The organism is Terribacillus sp. AE2B 122 (assembly GCF_902497585.1).
Taxonomy (GTDB): Bacteria; Bacillota; Bacilli; order Bacillales; family Amphibacillaceae; genus Terribacillus; species Terribacillus saccharophilus_A.
Genome location: NZ_LR700947.1, coordinates 219,443 through 235,966, shown reverse-complemented (window position 1 = coordinate 235,966; position 16,524 = coordinate 219,443). Strand labels below are relative to the sequence as shown.

Sequence of the window (16,524 nt, the reverse complement as noted above, 5' to 3'; positions counted from 1 at the left end):
ACAAGGTTCAGCTACACCTGGGGAATAAGCAAGACTCAAATCCGTTGCATTACGGACAGGGATCTTTGACTTCATTGTCAGTTTCCCTTTATTTTCACGGTGTATTTTCAGTGCATCTTCTCGTAGATTACTCATCCTCTTACATCCCTTCTTTATATGTAAATATCTAATAGTAGATTTCTATACCAGCTTCGATTATACCTTTCTGCAAAGGAGGAAAGCGATTAATAGGCTTGTAATTCCTTTTTTATAATTAAAATAACTTATAGTGAAAATAAAGAAAGTGAATTTGTGCGTGTGATGATCAGATTGACAGGAAAAAAATGCTATGCTATTTTTATGTAAAGCGTTTACAAATGAACGAGGATTGTTACCGCACTGCGGGCAAAACCTGAATTTGCACAAGCGATCAGCTGCTATGTGTAAATTTGGGTTTTTTTCATTCTGTTAGAGAAATGGGGGATAACGATGAAGATAGAAAAGATCTTGAATAATAGCGTTGTCGTCACAAGGAACGACAAGAATCAGGAACTGGTCGTGATGGGAAAAGGCTTGGCTTTCAAGAAGAAAATCGGGGATCCGATAGATGTATCTCAGATTGAGAAAAAATTTATCTTGGAGAAATCAGGTATGGCAGATAAATTAGAGACACTTCTTCGAGACGTTTCTCCCGTTTATCTTAATATTGCTGCAAAAATAGTGGAATATGCACGCGGTCATCTCCCATACGACTTGGATGAATACCTTTACGTTGCCTTGACTGATCACCTTAGTTTTGCCATAAGCAGAGAGAAGCAGGGTATCACCTTAAAGAACCCGCTTGTTTGGGAGATACGGAAGTATTATAAGCAAGAATATAAGATTGCGTGGAAAGCGCTGAACATCATTGAGGAGGATACCGGTTATCATTTAGGAGAAGATGAAGCTGCATCCATCGCATTACATTTGGTCAATAGTCAGCTGACAGGCGAGCACATGCTGACAGCTGTACAAGTAACGGAAATAGTCAGCAACCTGCTGAATATTGTGACCTATCATTTAAAAGGAAATGTCGATGAGAGCTCGGTCAATTATGAGCGGTTTCTAACGCACTTACGTTTTTTTGCTGTACGTTTTCTGCGAGATGAAAGATTACCTGAACTCGCTGAATCATTCCTTTATGATCAAGTGCGGCTGAAGTACAAACATGCATTTCAATGTACAGAAAGAATGGATGTCTATTTGAAGGAAAAGTTTGATTCCGGACTTACGCAGGATGAACAATTGTATCTGACTGTGCATATACATCGGCTGACAGAACAATCGCAGCAAAATAAAAGTAAATAAATTGTAAATGTAAGCGTTGACATTCAGGGGGGAAGGTGATAAATTTTACTTATCAGCTGAATATCCTTCGAAGGAATGTTACCTTAATAGGGCATAACCTGATTAGCTTGGCAGCACATACTATGTGCGCCAACCTGATCAGGTTTTTTATTTGCCAAATTCCAAATAAAAGGTGGGATTAAGATGAAGTATGAGCAACTGGCCAAAGATATCATCGAGCAAGTCGGAGGCCGCGAAAATGTCAACAGTGTTGTCCATTGTATTACTCGTTTACGCTTCAAATTGAAGGATGAAAATAAAGCAAATACCGAAGCACTGAAAAACATGGACGATGTTGTTACCGTTCTAAAGAGCGGCGGACAGTATCAAGTTGTCATCGGCAACCATGTGCCGGATGTATATAAAGCAGTAGCGCATGTTGGCGGGTTTACTGGTAACGAACAAGCATCACAGGGTGAAGAAAAAGAAACAAATCCTTTTAATAAATTTATCGATATTATCTCTAGTATATTTACGCCAATACTGGGAGTTTTGGCTGCAACAGGTATGATCAAAGGTATCAACGCAATGTTTCTGGCATTTGGAGTATTAAAAGAAGAATCGGGCACCTATCAAATCCTTAATGCTGTTGGAGATGCTTTGTTCTACTTCTTCCCAATCTTCCTGGGCTATACAGCAATGAAGAAGTTCGGCGGCAGTCCGTTTATTGGGATGGCAATCGGGGCAGCGCTTGTATATCCGACTTTATCCGGTCTGACAACAGGCGAGCCATTATATACATTATTCGCAGGTACACTATTTGAATCGCCTGTGCATATTACCTTCTTGGGGATCCCAGTGATTTTGATGACGTATTCATCTTCTGTCATACCAATCATACTGGCAACATACTTTGCGGTGAAAGCAGAAAAAGGGTTTGCCAAGATTGTACCCGATGTAATTAAGACCTTTGTTGTACCGTTCTTGACTTTACTAGTGATTGTGCCGCTAACATTCTTGCTTATTGGGCCAATTGCGACATGGGCAGGACAGCTGATAGGGCAAGCTACACTAAGCGTATATGGCTTGAGTCCAATCATTGCAGGTCTCTTCCTAGGTGCATTCTGGCAGTTATTCGTTATTTTCGGATTGCATTGGGGTCTTGTTCCAATTGCAATTAATAATATGGCTGTGTATGGATCGGATCCAGTATTGGCACTCGTCTTTGCGGCATCCTTTGCTCAAATTGGCGCTGTGCTGGCGGTTTGGATCCGTATCAAACAGAAGAAGCTTAAAGTGTTAAGTGTACCAGCTTTCATCTCTGGTCTCTTTGGAGTTACAGAACCAGCTATTTACGGGATTACTTTACCTCTAAAAAGACCATTCATCATTAGTTGTATCGGTGGAGCTGTTGGTGGAGCTGTCTTGGGAATGATGAACACACAAGGGTATATGATGGGTGGTCTCGGCATATTCCAGATTCCTACATTCATAGGACCGAACGGTTTCGATATGGGATTCTGGGGATCATTCATTGCGCTTGGTGTAGCGTTTGCGGTTGCTTTTGTATTAACGATGCTATTCGGATTCACAAAGGAAAACAATAAGCCAGATACTGTAGGAGAGCCAACAACACCGATTCAAAAGGAAGAGAAGTTAGCTGTTGGAAATGCTGTGATTGCTAGTCCATTTCAAGGTGCTATTGTTCCATTATCTGAAATTAAAGATGAGGCATTTGCGACAGGTGCACTCGGCAAGGGTGTGGCAATCATTCCGTCAGAAGGAAAACTGTACGCTCCTGCATCTGGAGTTGTATCTGTTTTATTCCCCACGAAGCATGCCGTCGGAATCACAACGGATAACGGGGCCGAAATTCTCATCCATATCGGAATGGATACAGTTCAGTTGGAAGGCAAGTTCTTTGATGCTCAAGTAAAGCAAGGAGATCGCGTGGAAAAAGGACAGCTGCTAATAGAGTTTGATTTGGAAAGTATCCAGAATGCCGGATTTGATATTACGACGCCAGTTGTGGTGACAGATGTAAGGGGTTACAATTTAGTGGCGGCAACAGAAGAAAAACAGGTGAAATGGGGCGAGCCGCTGCTTACCCTAAATATATAGAATGCTTGATTAGTAGATATAAAGAGAGAGGGGAGCAGAATATATGAGTGTTTTTCCAGAAGGATTTTTATGGGGCGGCGCCGTCGCGGCCAATCAAGTAGAAGGTGCCTACCGTAAAGGTGGTAAAGGACTGACGACAGTCGATTTGCTGCCAATTGGAGCAGATAGATTTTCTATTATGCAAGGAAATATAGAGACACTTGAACCAATTGCTGGAGCGTATTATCCGTCGCATGAGGCGATTGATTTCTACCATAACTACAAAGAGGATATCGCTTTATTTGCAGAGATGGGGTTCAAGGCATTGCGAGTTTCCATTGCTTGGGCTCGCATCTTCTCACAGGGGGATGAAGAACAACCAAATGAAGAAGGGCTGCAATTCTATGATAATCTGTTTGATGAATTGCGGAAGCATGAAATTGAGCCAGTTGTGACGATGGCGCATTTTGACGTGCCAGTCCATCTTGTAGAGAAATACGGAAGCTGGAGGAACCGTGAGCTTGTAACCTTCTTTGAAAGATACGCAAAAACAATATTTACAAGATACAAAGATAAAGTGAAGTATTGGATGACCTTCAATGAAATCAACATGCTTCTGCACCTGCCATTTGTCGGAGCAGGTCTTGTCTTTCGGGAAGGTGATGACAGAAAGCAAATTCAATATCAAGCAGCCCATCATCAGTTAGTCGCCAGTGCAATAGCCGTAAAAGCATGTCATGACATCATTCCAGATGCCAAAATCGGCTGTATGCTGGCTGCAGGTACAACTTACCCGTATTCGGCGAATCCGGCTGATTATCTGGATGCAATGGATCGAGACAGAGATTCCTTCTTCTTTATCGACGTACAGGCTCGAGGAGCTTATCCGGGATATGCAAAGCGCTTTTTCAAGGATAATAATATCGATATCCAGATGGAACCAGAAGATGAAGCAATCCTCCGTCATACAGTCGATTATATCGGGTTCAGTTATTATGCCAGCCGTACAACGAGCACGGATCCGGAAGTACTCGGTAATACGACGTCAGGGAATGTATTCGGTTCTGTAGAAAATCCGTATCTGCCGAAATCGGAATGGGGATGGACGATTGATCCCACAGGTTTCCGCATTACAGCAAATCAGCTTTATGATCGATATCAGAAACCGTTGTTTGTCGTAGAGAACGGACTGGGCGCGGTGGATACAGTCAATGAAGAAGGTCAAGTGGAGGATTCATATCGCATTGACTATCTGCAAAAGCACCTGGAACAAATGGGCGAAGCGATTGAAGATGGTGTTGAAATCCTTGGCTATACTAGCTGGGGACCAATCGATCTTGTCAGTGCCAGTACAGGGGAAATGAAGAAGCGATATGGCTATATCTATGTTGATAAAGATAACGATGGAAATGGCTCTCTTAAACGGATTAAAAAGAACAGCTTTTATTGGTATAAAAAGGTCATTGAAACGAATGGCGGTAATCTGAGCGATTAACAAAACAGCACCTCCCCGGATCAGCCGGAGAGGTGCTGTTCTTTTATTATTAGCCTTTCTGGTTCGTCGGACGGATGAGCAGTTCATTGACTGCAACATCACCCGGTTCACTTAAAGCATAACGGACTGCGCGTGCAATACTGTCAGGCGTTACAGCTGCTCCTAATGTTTCACCCATGCTTTCGCGGATTTCATCATCTGTGATACTATCCGGAAGTTCGGTTTTAATAGCTCCTGGTGAGATGATTGTTGTGCGGATATTGTTTTCCACTTCTTCCTGGCGCAAGCCTTCCGTGATGGCGCGTACAGCAAATTTCGTTCCGGAATAAACAGCTGTTCCTGGTCCGGATTTATGCCCAGCAACTGAGGAAGTATTAATAATATGACCTTGCTTGCGCTCGCGCATATGAGGCAGCACAGCAGCAATGCCGTATAGTACACCTTTAATGTTAACGTCTACCATTGTATCCCATTCGGAGATCTGTTTTTTGTGCAAGAAGGATAATGGCATCAGACCGGCATTGTTGAAGATAGCATCGATTTGACCATACGTATCCAGAGCAAGCTGAGCTAGCTGTTCGACCTCTTCTTGTTTTGTTACATCGGTCACTTGATAAATAGCTTCTCCGCCATCTTGCTTGATGGATTCTGCCAGCTCTTGCAGGCGCTCTTCACGTCGGGCAGCAAGGACAACCTTGGCACCATGCTGCGCCAATTCTTTAGCCGTTGCCTCCCCAATGCCGCTTGATGCACCTGTAATGATGACAACTTTATCCTGAATATTTTCGCTCATGATTTGATTGCTCCCTTCGGATATCTTGTACCCCCTACTAATAACCTGTTTGGAAAATCTGAAACATAAAAAAGAGCCTCCTATAGGAGACTCGAGTCATACTTAGTCATCATCACCATCATCGTCTTGATCATCATGAATGGATTCTTTTTCTGTATATGTCACTTCGCCCGATTCTGCATCTACAGTCACTTCGATCTCATCCTTATCAGTACGAAGCTCCACATCATATTCCAGTCTGCCGTCATCCTCATCTAGAGAGATATCAGTCAGTACAGCACTTTTTTCCTGCGCTAAAGCTGTTTCAGCTGCAGTTTTGATGTCTACTTTTGGCTGTGGCGCTTGGTTATCATCGTCATCATCGTCATTATCTTTTCGTGATTCGACGGTTCCATCATCTGCATTAACACGTAAATCGTATTCTGCTTTGTCGTCATTTACATCCACTTCATAATAAGCCTGCCCGCTCCGTGTTGTATCAAGTTCGACACTAGTGACTGTTCCTGCTTGTTCTTTGCTTGCATTATCGATTGCTTGGTTCAAGTTCACTTTTGTATCAGCAGGTACTTTATCGTCGTCTGCACTTACATGCTGGAAACCTAAGCCCAATCCTGCTGCCAATGTAATCGCTAGACCGCTTGCTAGTAAATTCTTTCTTTTCATATTATCCATCTCCTTGTTCGTTGTTATGGTACTACTATATCCAACGCATCTTAGAGCAACATGAAGCGAAAATTAGAAAATGCTGAGAAAAGAAGAAGACATTTCACAGACGACTTGTTTAATCTTGTTCAGAGGGGGAATTGTCTCTAAGTCGAGACAAATCCTAAGGAGGCGTTATCATGCAAAAGCAGTTTGATTTACTTTATATAAACGGTGAATGGCGAAAAGGGAACAGTGAAGAAACATTCGATAATATCAATCCGTATACAGGAGAAACGCTGCTTACGATCCAAGGGGCGAACGAAGAAGATTTGGATGAAGCTTACCAAGCAGCAGCCCGGGCGCAGAAGGAATGGGCTGAGCAGCCGCCGCAAGTGAAGCGGGAGCTGATTGAAAAAGCTATTCAAATCATGGAGCGAGAGAAAGAACTGTATATTGAATGGCTGATTAAGGAAGCGGGCAGTACGTACAGAAAAGCTGTCGGTGAAATTACGACCGCAGTTAATTTCATGAAGGAAGCTGCTTCTTATCCCAATCGGATGAAGGGGGAAGTATTTCTTTCGCATGTTCCGGGCAAGGTGAATAAAGTTTATCAGGAGCCGCTTGGTGTTGTTGGGGTTATCAGCCCATGGAACTTCCCATTGCATTTGACAATGCGCTCGGTAGCGGCAGCGCTAGCGACGGGTAACGGTGTCGTGATCAAACCTTCTAAGGATACAACTGTGACTGCAGGCTCGCTTGTAGCGGCTTTATTCGAAGAAGCTGGAGCACCTAAAGGGCTGATTAATCTTGTTAGCGGTAAGAGCTCCGAAATCGGGGATAGTTTTGTGAAACATCCGATTCCCCGTATGATTTCCTTTACAGGATCTACTGGAGTAGGGAAGCATATCGCATCTCTTGCTGCAGGCGAATTGAAAAGCACAGCATTGGAGCTTGGCGGTAACAACGTGCTTATCGTGATGGAGGATGCCAATATCGATGCGGCAGTAGAATCTGCTGTATATGGTAAGTTCTATCACCAGGGGCAGGTTTGTATCGCGCTGAACCGTATACTCGTTCAGGCATCTGTAGCAGAGGAATTCACAAGCAAGTTCGTTGAAAAAGTCAAAGAACTGCGTTACGGTGACCCTGCAGATAAAAATACACAAGTAGGTCCGATAATAAACGAGCAGCAAGTGGACAGCATAAAAGAGCAGCTGCAGCGCGCAATTGACGCTGGTGCAAATGTTCTTACAGGTGGCAACTTCCAGGGCAATGTATTAGAGCCTACAGTTGTCAATCAAGTAGACAACCAGTCACCACTCGCAGCCGAAGAGATATTCGGACCAATCGCACCAATCATTACATTTGAAACAGAAGATGAAGCAGTCGAGATGGCAAATGAGCATCCATATGGGCTTTCTGGTGCAGTTCATTCTACAGTGGGTCATGGTGAATTGATTGCAAAACGAATTGAAACAGGAATGATTCATGTTAACGATCAGAGCATCAATGACGAACCGCAAGCGCCATTCGGCGGTGTGAAGCAATCCGGACTTGGCCGCTTCAACGGGAAGTGGGCATTGGAGGAATTCACGGAAACGAAATGGATCGGTGTCCAAAATGAACGTACGGACTATAGCAGCTTTTTAAAATAAGTAGAAATGAGGGATTCACATGAGTAAGGTATTTATTATTGGAGCAAACGGAAAAGTAGGTAAGAATTTAGTCAATGTTCTAAATGAAAAGAAAGAGCATGAGGTATCCGTCGGGTTACGAAAGGAAGAGCAGTTCGGATATTTCGAAGAGAAAGGTGTAAAACCGGTTTACTTGAACTTGGAGGATAATGTAGACGCGATTACAGACGCGATTCAAGGATCGGATGTTGTCGTATTTACAGCGGGTTCCGGCGGCAGTACTGGACCTGACAAGACGTTGACTATCGATTTGGACGGTGCTGCGAAGTCAGTGAAAGCAGCTGAAAAAGTAGGAGCGAAGCAATTCATCATGGTTAGTGCCATTCATGCTGATTCTCCGGAAGAGTGGAGCGAAAGCATGAAGCCATACTACATCGCCAAGCATTATGCGGATCAAATCATTCAAGATAGCAAGCTGAACTATACGATTCTGCGTCCAGGCGGTTTGTCAGATGAAGCAGGAACTGGCAAAGTCACAACAGATGCATCTGGATTCAAGACAACGCAGATTCCACGCGAGGATGTAGCACGTGCCATTGTTGCAGCAATCGGAAATAAAAAGGCAGAAGGGAAGATTGTTTCCTTGCTTGCTGGAGATACACCTGTTGAGGAAGTTTATAAATAATAGAATGAAAAGAAGACCACTAAAATAGTAGTGGTCTTCTTTTTTATTGTCTTTTAACAATATTACATAAACGTCATTGTGAAATTTTTGTGGTTAGTAAATTCTCTCATCTGTTGTATTTAGCTTCTCGATAAAGTTAAAACAATAATTTCTGGACGATTAAATATTCTTAAAGGAATTGTACTATTTCCGAGCCCTCTATTAACAAACATTGAAGTATTATCTAGGTCGAATTTACCTGCAGTATACTTTGGGAGAAAACCTTGGTTGGGAGCAACTAAACCACCGACAAAAGGTATTCTAACTTGACCACCATGAGCATGACCTGAAAAAACTACATCAATTCCATATTTTGAATAAATCGAAAGAAATTCGGGTCTATGTGATAATAAAATTTTGAAATAATCATCTTCCATTCCCTCGACTGAATTCTCAATAGCTCCTTCTGTAATACTGCGTTCTGTATAAGAATCATTTACATATGCAGGGTCATCAATTCCAATGATCTGTATTTTCTCATCCCCTTTTGATATGACATCATTTGTGTTTCTCAAAACTTTAACGCCTATATCATTTAATTCCTTTTCAAGGATGTCAAATTTGCCAGACCACCACTCGTGATTTCCTGTTACAAAATAAATGGGAGCAATATGTATTAATTCCCTTATTAAATTCAGACTTGTATCCTCATTATAGTTTTTTGAATCAACTAAATCACCAGTGAAAACAATTAAATCTGGGTTGGTATTACTGACTTTTTCAACTAACACATTTTGTCTATTCCCAAAGGTCTTGCTATGAAGATCCGATAACTGTACTATTTTATAATCATTAAAACTCGCTGGAATCCTTTTTGAACTTATAGTAGATTCTGTTATTACTATTGAATTATTTTGGAAATAAAAGAAAAAAACTAATGCAATAATTGCTATTAAAGTAAATAGGAATCTCTTTTTTATCTTCTTCAAAGTCTCACTTCTTTCGTTGTACATAGAATATTATACTAAATTGCGGCTCGTGAAGGGGGACTTTAGAGGTCTAATCCTCGTTATATGGGCGTTAGCTTCAGAATGGCTCAGGCATGTAATGTCGTTTGATGAATCGACATGAGTTTCAAGAGCTTATTTTAAAGTTTTTACGTTTGGAGGTATTACCTGAAGATAAGACATGAAAATAAAACTAGAGTATACTGTTGAGCAAAAAAATCACCTAAAATTGATGGGAAGAGGATAATATCGCAGAGCTACTATTCTTAAAACAGGAAGAATGCTGAAGTGAGCCAGTATTCAGAGGGATATTGATATCTGATAATACTTAAAAACGGAAAAAAAGAACCTCTTTAATTGAGGTTCTTTTACTTGATTACTTCCAAAGCTCGGATAGTAATGTATAGCTATTTCTGCGTTTTTCCTGATCAAAAATGTCGGCTGAAACGATGAGTTCATCAAACTGTGTTTTTGCGTGGAAGGCTTCCAATTCACTCGCTACTTTTTGTTTGTCTCCGACAAAGGAGTAAGTCAGCGTGTTTGTGACATGCAGCTTTTCGTGTTCATTCCAGATATGGTCCATGCTTTCGACTGGAGCAGTGGAAGCGCCGGAGCGGCCGCGGATGATGCTTAGGAACTTAAGCTTTAATGTCGTGGAAAGGAATTCCGCTTCTTCATTCGTATCTGCAACGATACCGTTAACTGTAACCATTGCATATGGTTTGTCCAGGTAAACAGAAGGCTGGAATCGTTCGCGGTATAAGCGAAGTGCATTGTGCAGCTCTCCTGGTGCGAAGTGGCTTGCGAATGCAAAAGGCAAACCGAGCATCGCAGCAAGCTGTGCGCTGAACGTGCTGGAACCTAATAGATATACCGGCACATTCGTACCGTGTCCTGGATGTGCTTTAATTGGCAGGTTGGCATCACTGAAATATGCGAGCAGCTCTTTCACGTCTTCTGGGAAGTTCTCTGCACTTGTATGTGCATCACGACGCAAAGCACGGCTTGTCATATAGTCTGTACCAGGTGCACGTCCTAATCCAAGGTCGATACGGTCTGGATACATCGTTGCCAATGTCCCGAATTGCTCCGCTATGACTAGCGGAGAGTGGTTCGGCAGCATCACACCGCCGGAGCCGACACGGATAGTGGAGCTATGGCCAGCAAGATACCCGATCAATACAGAAGTTGCGGAGCTGGCAATGCTTGGCATATTGTGGTGTTCTGCAACCCAGTAACGATTATATCCTAGTTTTTCTGTGTGCTGAATCAGCTGTTTGCTGTTTTCGAAGGCTTCTTTTGGTGTTTTATTGTCTGGTACAGGTGATAAATCCAAAACCGATAAAGGAGTTCTGGTCATAATATATACTTCCTTTCTGCTTGGTTCCTTTTATTTATAATCGTATCCGTTCTGTTTCAGAACGTCTGTTACTTTTCCGTATTCTTTATACCGTTCGGAATAGAAAGTGGCAATTCTTTCTGACCAAGGGTGAGATTTAGTTTCACCTGTTCGGGATTTGATAGCTTCTTGCTGTCTTTTATCCATTTCTTCGACAGCTTCGCGCTGGTTTTGTGCGTATGTTTCTTTATGATAGAAAGCTTCCATTGGAATTCTCGGGCTTTGTGCTGGCAGTGGATCAGCTGGGTAGCCAATCGCCAGACCGGAGATTGGGAAAGCAAGCTCAGGCAGCTCAAGCAGCTCCGAAATTTCAGCAGGACTTCTGCGGACGCCGCCGATTGGTACGGTGCCGATTCCCATTGATTCTGCTGCAGCAACAGCAGTACCAAGTGCGATGCCAACGTCAGTAGAGCCTACAAGTACAGCCTCGATATTCTCCATAACCTCAAGTTTTTTATCATGCAGTTCCGTTATATGCTTTGCTCGGCTGTAATCCATACAGAAAACGAGAAAAGCTGCTGCGTCATCTATATGCTTCTGATTACCGGAAAGCTCCGCTAACTGCCGTTTTCTCTCCTCATCAGTTACGACGACAACAGAAACTTGCTGGCCGTTAATCCAGTTCGGTGCTTGGATAGCTGCTCCCATGATTGCATCTAGTTGTTCTTGTGTCAGTTTTTTATCAGTGAATGTCCGTACGGAACGGTGATTGTGCAATTGATTGATGAAGTCGTTCATAATAACCTCCTAGTTCGTCATGCGACTTACATGCTCTACGGATTATTATACGTAGGTGAAAGAATAGAAAGCAAAAGAACAGCTTACAAAGCAGAAAGCACGAGCGTAGGGCTCGTGCTTTCCTGCTTAGTCCTTATTCAGTGTCAGAACTGTTTCAGCGGTTTCATTCAAAACATGAATCTGTTGTTGTGGTGTTTGTGGGAAGTAATAGCCATGCTCCATCATGTAGCTGAAAATACGTTCATGCTGTTCTATGTGTTCATGCAGCTTCAGCTTCAAATCAGTGCGCAGCTGTTCATTGCTCGTTTCATTTATAGCTTTCGCTGTGTTAATGATGCCGGTTTTAACAGTGACTAGCAAATCAGTACCAATTACTTGATCTGTAATTTCCCGAGCTGATCCCAGTATTTCAATAAGCTTATCCATGCTGTTCCTCCTCGTTCAGAAAGCGCTGAAGCATATGGATATGACGTTTATCTGCATCCGCTTGAGCTGTCAGCAGCGTTTTAAGCCCATCGTCCTTTGCTAAGAACCGCATGCCTGAGGATTTTGTTAGAGAAAGACAAGCTGTATTCAGTAGCTCCATTGCTTCCATTGTTTCATGGATACCGGATTGATGCATACGGATGTTCCTCCTTTTTTAACACTATTTTGTGAGAAACTGGCTGCTTTATACATACATAAAATCATGTCACAGGGACAAGATGAAATAAGATAAGGAGGATGAGCGATGAGTGATAATCAACAACTGGCCCCGCATGAAACGATGGAAGTTCATGAGTTGCTGAATTTCAAGACAACCGCTGTCATGAAGGCAAAATTCCTGCAAGGTGTTGTGTTTGATCAGAAAATCAAGCAGCTGATGGAGAAAGACGTGGAAACCTCTGTACGCCAAATTCGGGAACTTGAGGAGCTGTACAGCAAGTCTCAGCTTGTAAAGGAAGGTGAAGCGGATGCGTGACTACTTAGATCCAGAAAACGCCAAAGGTATGCCTGATCTAATGGATTCGGCCATTTGTACAGAGATGCTTATCACTGCAAAGTCAGCGGTGAACAACTATGCAATCGCAATAACGGAAGCTGTAAATCCAGAGCTGCGACAAACTCTGGTTCGTCATTTAGACGAAGCAATTGAGATGCAGGGCGCAATTTCTGCCTTGATGGCACAGCACAACTGGCTGTTCCCAGCTGATCCTAAATCACAGTTCCCATTTGATCGGAAAGCTGCTAATACAGCAATCGATGTAGTTAGCATGGATTTATTCCCGTATGACACCGACCGTCTCGGTATGTTTGCAACGCCGACCAATACCGAATCGAAGGAGAATCAGCAATGAAGGCAGTTACGTATCAAGGGATTAAAGATGTACGTGTAAAAGAAGTAAAGGCACCTTCTATCAAGAAACCGGATGATATTATCGTGAAGCTGACGGCTACAGCGATTTGTGGTTCTGATCTGCATTTGATTCATGGCATGGTTCCGAACATGCCGGAGAATTATATTATCGGCCATGAACCGATGGGTATCGTGGAGGAAGTCGGTCCCGAGGTAACAAAAGTGAAAAAGGGTGACCGGGTTGTTATTCCGTTCAATGTGAGCTGCGGGGAGTGCTTTTTCTGTCAGCACGATTTGGAAAGCCAATGTGACAACAGCAATGAAAACGGCCAGATGGGTGCCTATTTCGGGTATTCAGATAACAATGGCGGCTACCCGGGCGGACAAGCGGAATACATGCGAGTACCTTATGGTAACTTCGTGCCTTTCAAGATCCCGGAGAATTCTGAAGTTGCAGATGAACAGCTGATTCTGCTGGCAGATGCAGGGTCAACAGCTTTCTGGTCTGTTGATAATGGGGGCGTAAAACCTGGAGATACGGTCATCATTTTCGGGTGTGGTCCAGTCGGCTTGCTGGCACAAAAATTCGCTTGGCTAAAAGGTGCCAAACGCGTTATTGCTGTTGATTACATTGACTACCGGTTGGAGCACGCGAAGCGGACCAACAATGTAGAGATAGTGAATTTTGAGCAACACGAGAATACAGGGGAATACCTAAAGGAAATAACCAAAGGTGGAGCAGATGTTGTTATCGATGCAGTCGGCATGGACGGGAAAATGACGCCTATGGAATTCATCGGCAGCGGGCTGAAGCTTCAGGGCGGAGCATTAGGAGCATTCGTCATGGCAGCGCAGTGTGTCCGTAAGGGCGGCAATATCCAAGTGACGGGGGCATATGGCGGTCGTTATAATGCTTTTCCGTTCGGCGATATTTTCCAGCGTAATGTCACAATCAAGAGCGGTCAAGCTCCTGTCATCCACACGATGCCTTATTTGCACGGTCTGCTTCAGGATCGGAAGGTCGATATGGCTGATATCATCACGCATATCCTTCCACTCGATCAAGCAAAGGAAGGATACGAAAAATTCGATACAAAAACCGATGGCTGTATCAAAGTTATCTTGAAACCATAAGGACTGCTTACCTAGCAGTCCTTTTTTAGTTGTATCGTCCAGAGTAGTGCAGGTACAGCATATTCACGGCTGCTTGCAGATTGATTTCTTCCAATATAGGAGATTTATATCCGTCTATTTTCTGTCCGCTTATTTGGATGATGAGCTTTGCATGCTGTCCAAGATAGCTCTTTGAGCTGCTCGTAATAGCTAGAATCGGGACTTCATTTCTAGACAGCTCTTTTGTCAGTTTTACAATGAAACGCGTGTCACCAGAGGAACTGATTACGATAGCAAGGTCGTCGGAAATCATCGAGTTTGCCTCGGTGATCTGGTTTTCGTGATTGCTGTAGGACGCGGTATGCTTTCCTAACCGCATGAATTTGATTTGTGCGTTTTTAGCAACGACATTAGAAAAAGTGACGCCGAAGAAAGAGAGTTTATTCGCTTCATGTATTAGTATGGCTGCTTGCTGCAATATATCATCCTGCAGCAGTCTCTCTGTTTCAGCAAGTGATTGATGTAGCTGCTTGAAATAATCAGGTAAGCCAGCTGTCATCTCTGTTTCTGGTCCAGGATGTATTTCTGACCGGTTGAAATCGTTGAATTCGCTGGCATGTTCCTTCAGTTCCTTGAAGGAAATGTTTTCGAACCGACGACAAAAACGGGAGACTGTTGCCGGAGAGAGATGGCAAGCCTCAGCTAGTTCATAGATCGTCATATTCGGAATCTCGGAGACATGGCGAAGAATATATTCAGCTATCGTATGATCGGAAGTCGAGTGATCGGTTGATGCTTCCAGGAAGTTCTGCAGCTTTGCGAAGAAATTATACATACAGCTTCTCCTCTCTTCGTTTCATTGTAAGCAAAAAGTTTCATAATATGAAACTTTTTCTGTAATCGCTTTCTATGCTGGTAGAGTAAGGACATAGACATTAGCACTCGAGAATGGAGCTGACAGTATGAAGAAATTCAATATTCTAATCGTCGGAGGCGGAAGTACGTGGACGCCCGGACTTTTGAAAAGCCTATGTGTTCGCAAAAACTCTTTCCCAATTGGGAAATTGACAATGGTAGACGTGAATGAAGAACGACAAGCAGTTATCGGCGAATTTGCCAAAATCTTATTCCAGGAAGAATATCCGGAGCTGGAATTTGAGTATACAACAGATAAACAAGCAGCGTATGCACAGGAACTTGATTTCGTTTTCGTCCAGATGCGGACTGGCGGATATGGGATGCGGGAGCAGGATGAGAAGATTCCGCTTCAGCATGGAGTGATCGGCCAGGAAACATGCGGTCCGGGAGGATTCGCTTACGGATTGCGCTCCATCAAAGATATGGCGCAGCTCGTTACAGATGTACGCGAACACAATCCAAAGGCTTGGATTTTAAATTACACGAATCCTGCAGCGATTGTAGCAGATGCTCTGCAGCAGTTGTTCCCGGAGGATAAGCGAATCTTGAATATTTGTGATCAGCCTGAAAACTTGCTGCGGTCATATGGCAGATTGCTGGAGCGTGACCCAAGATCGTTCGACCCAGTCTACTTTGGTTTGAATCATTTTGGCTGGTTTACGCATCTATATGACGAATCCGGTAATGATCTGCTGCCCGAACTGCGCGATATGATTTTAGATGGGGGATTCCGTCCTGTAGATTATGAGCAGCGGGATCAATCCTGGCTGGATACGTATGCGATGGTCGAACAGACTGTGCGTGACTTTCCGGATTATCTACCAAATACGTATTTGCAATATTATTTATATCCGGATAAAGTGCTGAAGAAATTGGATCCTTCTCACACTCGTGCAAATGAGGTGATGGAAGGCCGTGAGAAGCGTGTATTTGAAGCATGCCGCGTAGTAGTCGACAAAGGAACAACTGTAGGTGCTTCAGTCGTACACAACGATGCACATGGAGAGTTCATCCTGATTGTGGCAGAGTCAATCGCTTATAATAAAGGGGATAATTTCATCGTCATCATCAAGAACGAAGGTATCATATCCAATCTGCCAGACGATGCAATGGTAGAAGTAGCTGCGAGTCTGACGGCAAATGGTCCGCGTCCATATGCGGTCGGAGAAATTCCAGTATTTTATAAGGGACTGATCGAAGGGCAATATGCTTATGAGAGGCTGACAGTAGAAGCATATATGGAGAACTCTTATCAAAAGGCGCTGCAGGCATTGACGTTGAACCGCACGGTCGTTTCTGCTCAAAAGGCGCGGGAAGTACTGGATGCATTGATTGAAGCAAACGGTGATTTTTGGCCGGAATTGAAATGAGGAAAAG

The 16,524-nt window shown here is 43.3% G+C and carries 17 protein-coding genes and 1 pseudogene; 9 read left to right on the top strand and 9 right to left on the bottom strand.

Annotated features, from left to right (window positions below):
- Positions 1 to 135, bottom strand: a pseudogene (locus AE2B122_RS19255) (NAD-dependent malic enzyme); the annotation flags it as partial.
- A gap of 333 nt (positions 136 to 468) precedes the next feature.
- On the opposite strand from AE2B122_RS19255, the gene licT reads away from it, so the two are divergent.
- The 3 genes from licT (at position 469) to AE2B122_RS15180 (ending at position 4,900) form a co-directional block, all read left to right on the top strand.
- A complete protein-coding gene (gene licT / locus AE2B122_RS15190; protein ID WP_095269842.1) occupies positions 469 to 1,326 on the top strand; it encodes a BglG family transcription antiterminator LicT in 858 nt (285 codons plus the stop codon).
- Between the two features lie 183 nt (positions 1,327 to 1,509).
- On the top strand, positions 1,510 to 3,426 hold the full coding sequence (locus AE2B122_RS15185; RefSeq protein ID WP_175074592.1) for a beta-glucoside-specific PTS transporter subunit IIABC: 1,917 nt from the start codon (positions 1,510 to 1,512) through the stop codon (positions 3,424 to 3,426).
- Positions 3,427 to 3,469: 43 nt separating this feature from the next.
- Positions 3,470 to 4,900 (top strand): 6-phospho-beta-glucosidase, encoded by a 1,431-nt coding sequence (locus tag AE2B122_RS15180; protein ID WP_095269838.1) that lies wholly within the window; start codon positions 3,470 to 3,472, stop codon positions 4,898 to 4,900.
- A 49-nt stretch (positions 4,901 to 4,949) separates the two neighbouring features.
- Here the strand turns inward: AE2B122_RS15180 and AE2B122_RS15175 are convergent, their stop codons facing one another.
- Together AE2B122_RS15175 and AE2B122_RS15170 are read right to left on the bottom strand one after the other, a co-directional pair.
- Positions 4,950 to 5,693: an SDR family oxidoreductase gene (locus AE2B122_RS15175; RefSeq protein ID WP_175074591.1), complete on the bottom strand. Its 744-nt coding sequence runs from the start codon at positions 5,691 to 5,693 to the stop codon at positions 4,950 to 4,952.
- A gap of 102 nt (positions 5,694 to 5,795) precedes the next feature.
- Positions 5,796 to 6,356 (bottom strand): PepSY domain-containing protein, encoded by a 561-nt coding sequence (locus AE2B122_RS15170; protein WP_175074590.1) that lies wholly within the window; start codon positions 6,354 to 6,356, stop codon positions 5,796 to 5,798.
- Positions 6,357 to 6,535: 179 nt separating this feature from the next.
- Here AE2B122_RS15170 and AE2B122_RS15165 point away from each other — a divergent pair, with 179 nt between their 5' ends.
- Both AE2B122_RS15165 and AE2B122_RS15160 read left to right on the top strand, forming a co-directional pair.
- The gene (locus tag AE2B122_RS15165) at positions 6,536 to 7,993 is read left to right on the top strand and encodes an aldehyde dehydrogenase family protein (protein WP_095269832.1); all 1,458 of its coding nucleotides are present in this window, start codon (positions 6,536 to 6,538) and stop codon (positions 7,991 to 7,993) included.
- Between the two features lie 19 nt (positions 7,994 to 8,012).
- Positions 8,013 to 8,657 carry an SDR family oxidoreductase gene (locus AE2B122_RS15160; RefSeq protein ID WP_175074589.1) on the top strand — a complete coding sequence of 215 codons (645 nt, stop codon included), beginning with the start codon at positions 8,013 to 8,015 and terminating at the stop codon, positions 8,655 to 8,657.
- A gap of 119 nt (positions 8,658 to 8,776) precedes the next feature.
- Here AE2B122_RS15160 and AE2B122_RS15155 read toward each other — a convergent pair whose 3' ends face one another.
- The 5 genes from AE2B122_RS15155 to AE2B122_RS15135 all read right to left on the bottom strand — a co-directional run bounded on the left by AE2B122_RS15155 (position 8,777) and on the right by AE2B122_RS15135 (position 12,402).
- Complete coding sequence (locus AE2B122_RS15155) at positions 8,777 to 9,625, bottom strand: metallophosphoesterase (protein ID WP_254593521.1); 849 nt, start codon at positions 9,623 to 9,625, stop codon at positions 8,777 to 8,779.
- A 394-nt stretch (positions 9,626 to 10,019) separates the two neighbouring features.
- Positions 10,020 to 11,003, bottom strand: a complete 984-nt coding sequence (locus tag AE2B122_RS15150; RefSeq protein WP_175074587.1) for an LLM class flavin-dependent oxidoreductase — start codon at positions 11,001 to 11,003, stop codon at positions 10,020 to 10,022.
- A gap of 30 nt (positions 11,004 to 11,033) precedes the next feature.
- Positions 11,034 to 11,780 (bottom strand): NADPH-dependent oxidoreductase, encoded by a 747-nt coding sequence (locus AE2B122_RS15145; protein WP_095269826.1) that lies wholly within the window; start codon positions 11,778 to 11,780, stop codon positions 11,034 to 11,036.
- Positions 11,781 to 11,906: 126 nt separating this feature from the next.
- Positions 11,907 to 12,206 carry a spore coat protein gene (locus AE2B122_RS15140; protein ID WP_175074586.1) on the bottom strand — a complete coding sequence of 100 codons (300 nt, stop codon included), beginning with the start codon at positions 12,204 to 12,206 and terminating at the stop codon, positions 11,907 to 11,909.
- On the bottom strand, positions 12,199 to 12,402 hold the full coding sequence (locus AE2B122_RS15135) for a hypothetical protein (protein WP_095219928.1): 204 nt from the start codon (positions 12,400 to 12,402) through the stop codon (positions 12,199 to 12,201). Before AE2B122_RS15135 ends, AE2B122_RS15140 begins: the two co-directional genes overlap by 8 nt.
- 108 nt (positions 12,403 to 12,510) lie before the next feature.
- Here AE2B122_RS15135 and AE2B122_RS15130 point away from each other — a divergent pair, with 108 nt between their 5' ends.
- From AE2B122_RS15130 to AE2B122_RS15120, 3 genes are read left to right on the top strand one after another with little or no spacing between them, the layout of a single operon-like run.
- The gene (locus tag AE2B122_RS15130) at positions 12,511 to 12,741 is read left to right on the top strand and encodes a spore coat protein (protein ID WP_095219929.1); all 231 of its coding nucleotides are present in this window, start codon (positions 12,511 to 12,513) and stop codon (positions 12,739 to 12,741) included.
- Entirely contained in the window at positions 12,734 to 13,117 is a 384-nt protein-coding gene (locus tag AE2B122_RS15125; RefSeq protein ID WP_095219930.1) for a spore coat protein, read from the top strand. Before AE2B122_RS15130 ends, AE2B122_RS15125 begins: the two co-directional genes overlap by 8 nt.
- Positions 13,114 to 14,250, top strand: a complete 1,137-nt coding sequence (locus AE2B122_RS15120) for a zinc-dependent alcohol dehydrogenase (RefSeq protein WP_175074585.1) — start codon at positions 13,114 to 13,116, stop codon at positions 14,248 to 14,250. Before AE2B122_RS15125 ends, AE2B122_RS15120 begins: the two co-directional genes overlap by 4 nt.
- A 25-nt stretch (positions 14,251 to 14,275) precedes the next feature.
- On the opposite strand, the gene AE2B122_RS15115 is transcribed toward AE2B122_RS15120, so the two are convergent.
- Positions 14,276 to 15,064: a MurR/RpiR family transcriptional regulator gene (locus tag AE2B122_RS15115; RefSeq protein ID WP_175074584.1), complete on the bottom strand. Its 789-nt coding sequence runs from the start codon at positions 15,062 to 15,064 to the stop codon at positions 14,276 to 14,278.
- Positions 15,065 to 15,191: 127 nt separating this feature from the next.
- Between AE2B122_RS15115 and AE2B122_RS15110 the strand changes: the two genes are divergently transcribed.
- Positions 15,192 to 16,517, top strand: coding sequence for a 6-phospho-alpha-glucosidase (locus AE2B122_RS15110; RefSeq protein ID WP_175074583.1), 1,326 nt, complete (start codon positions 15,192 to 15,194; stop codon positions 16,515 to 16,517).
- Positions 16,518 to 16,524 lie beyond the last annotated feature (7 nt).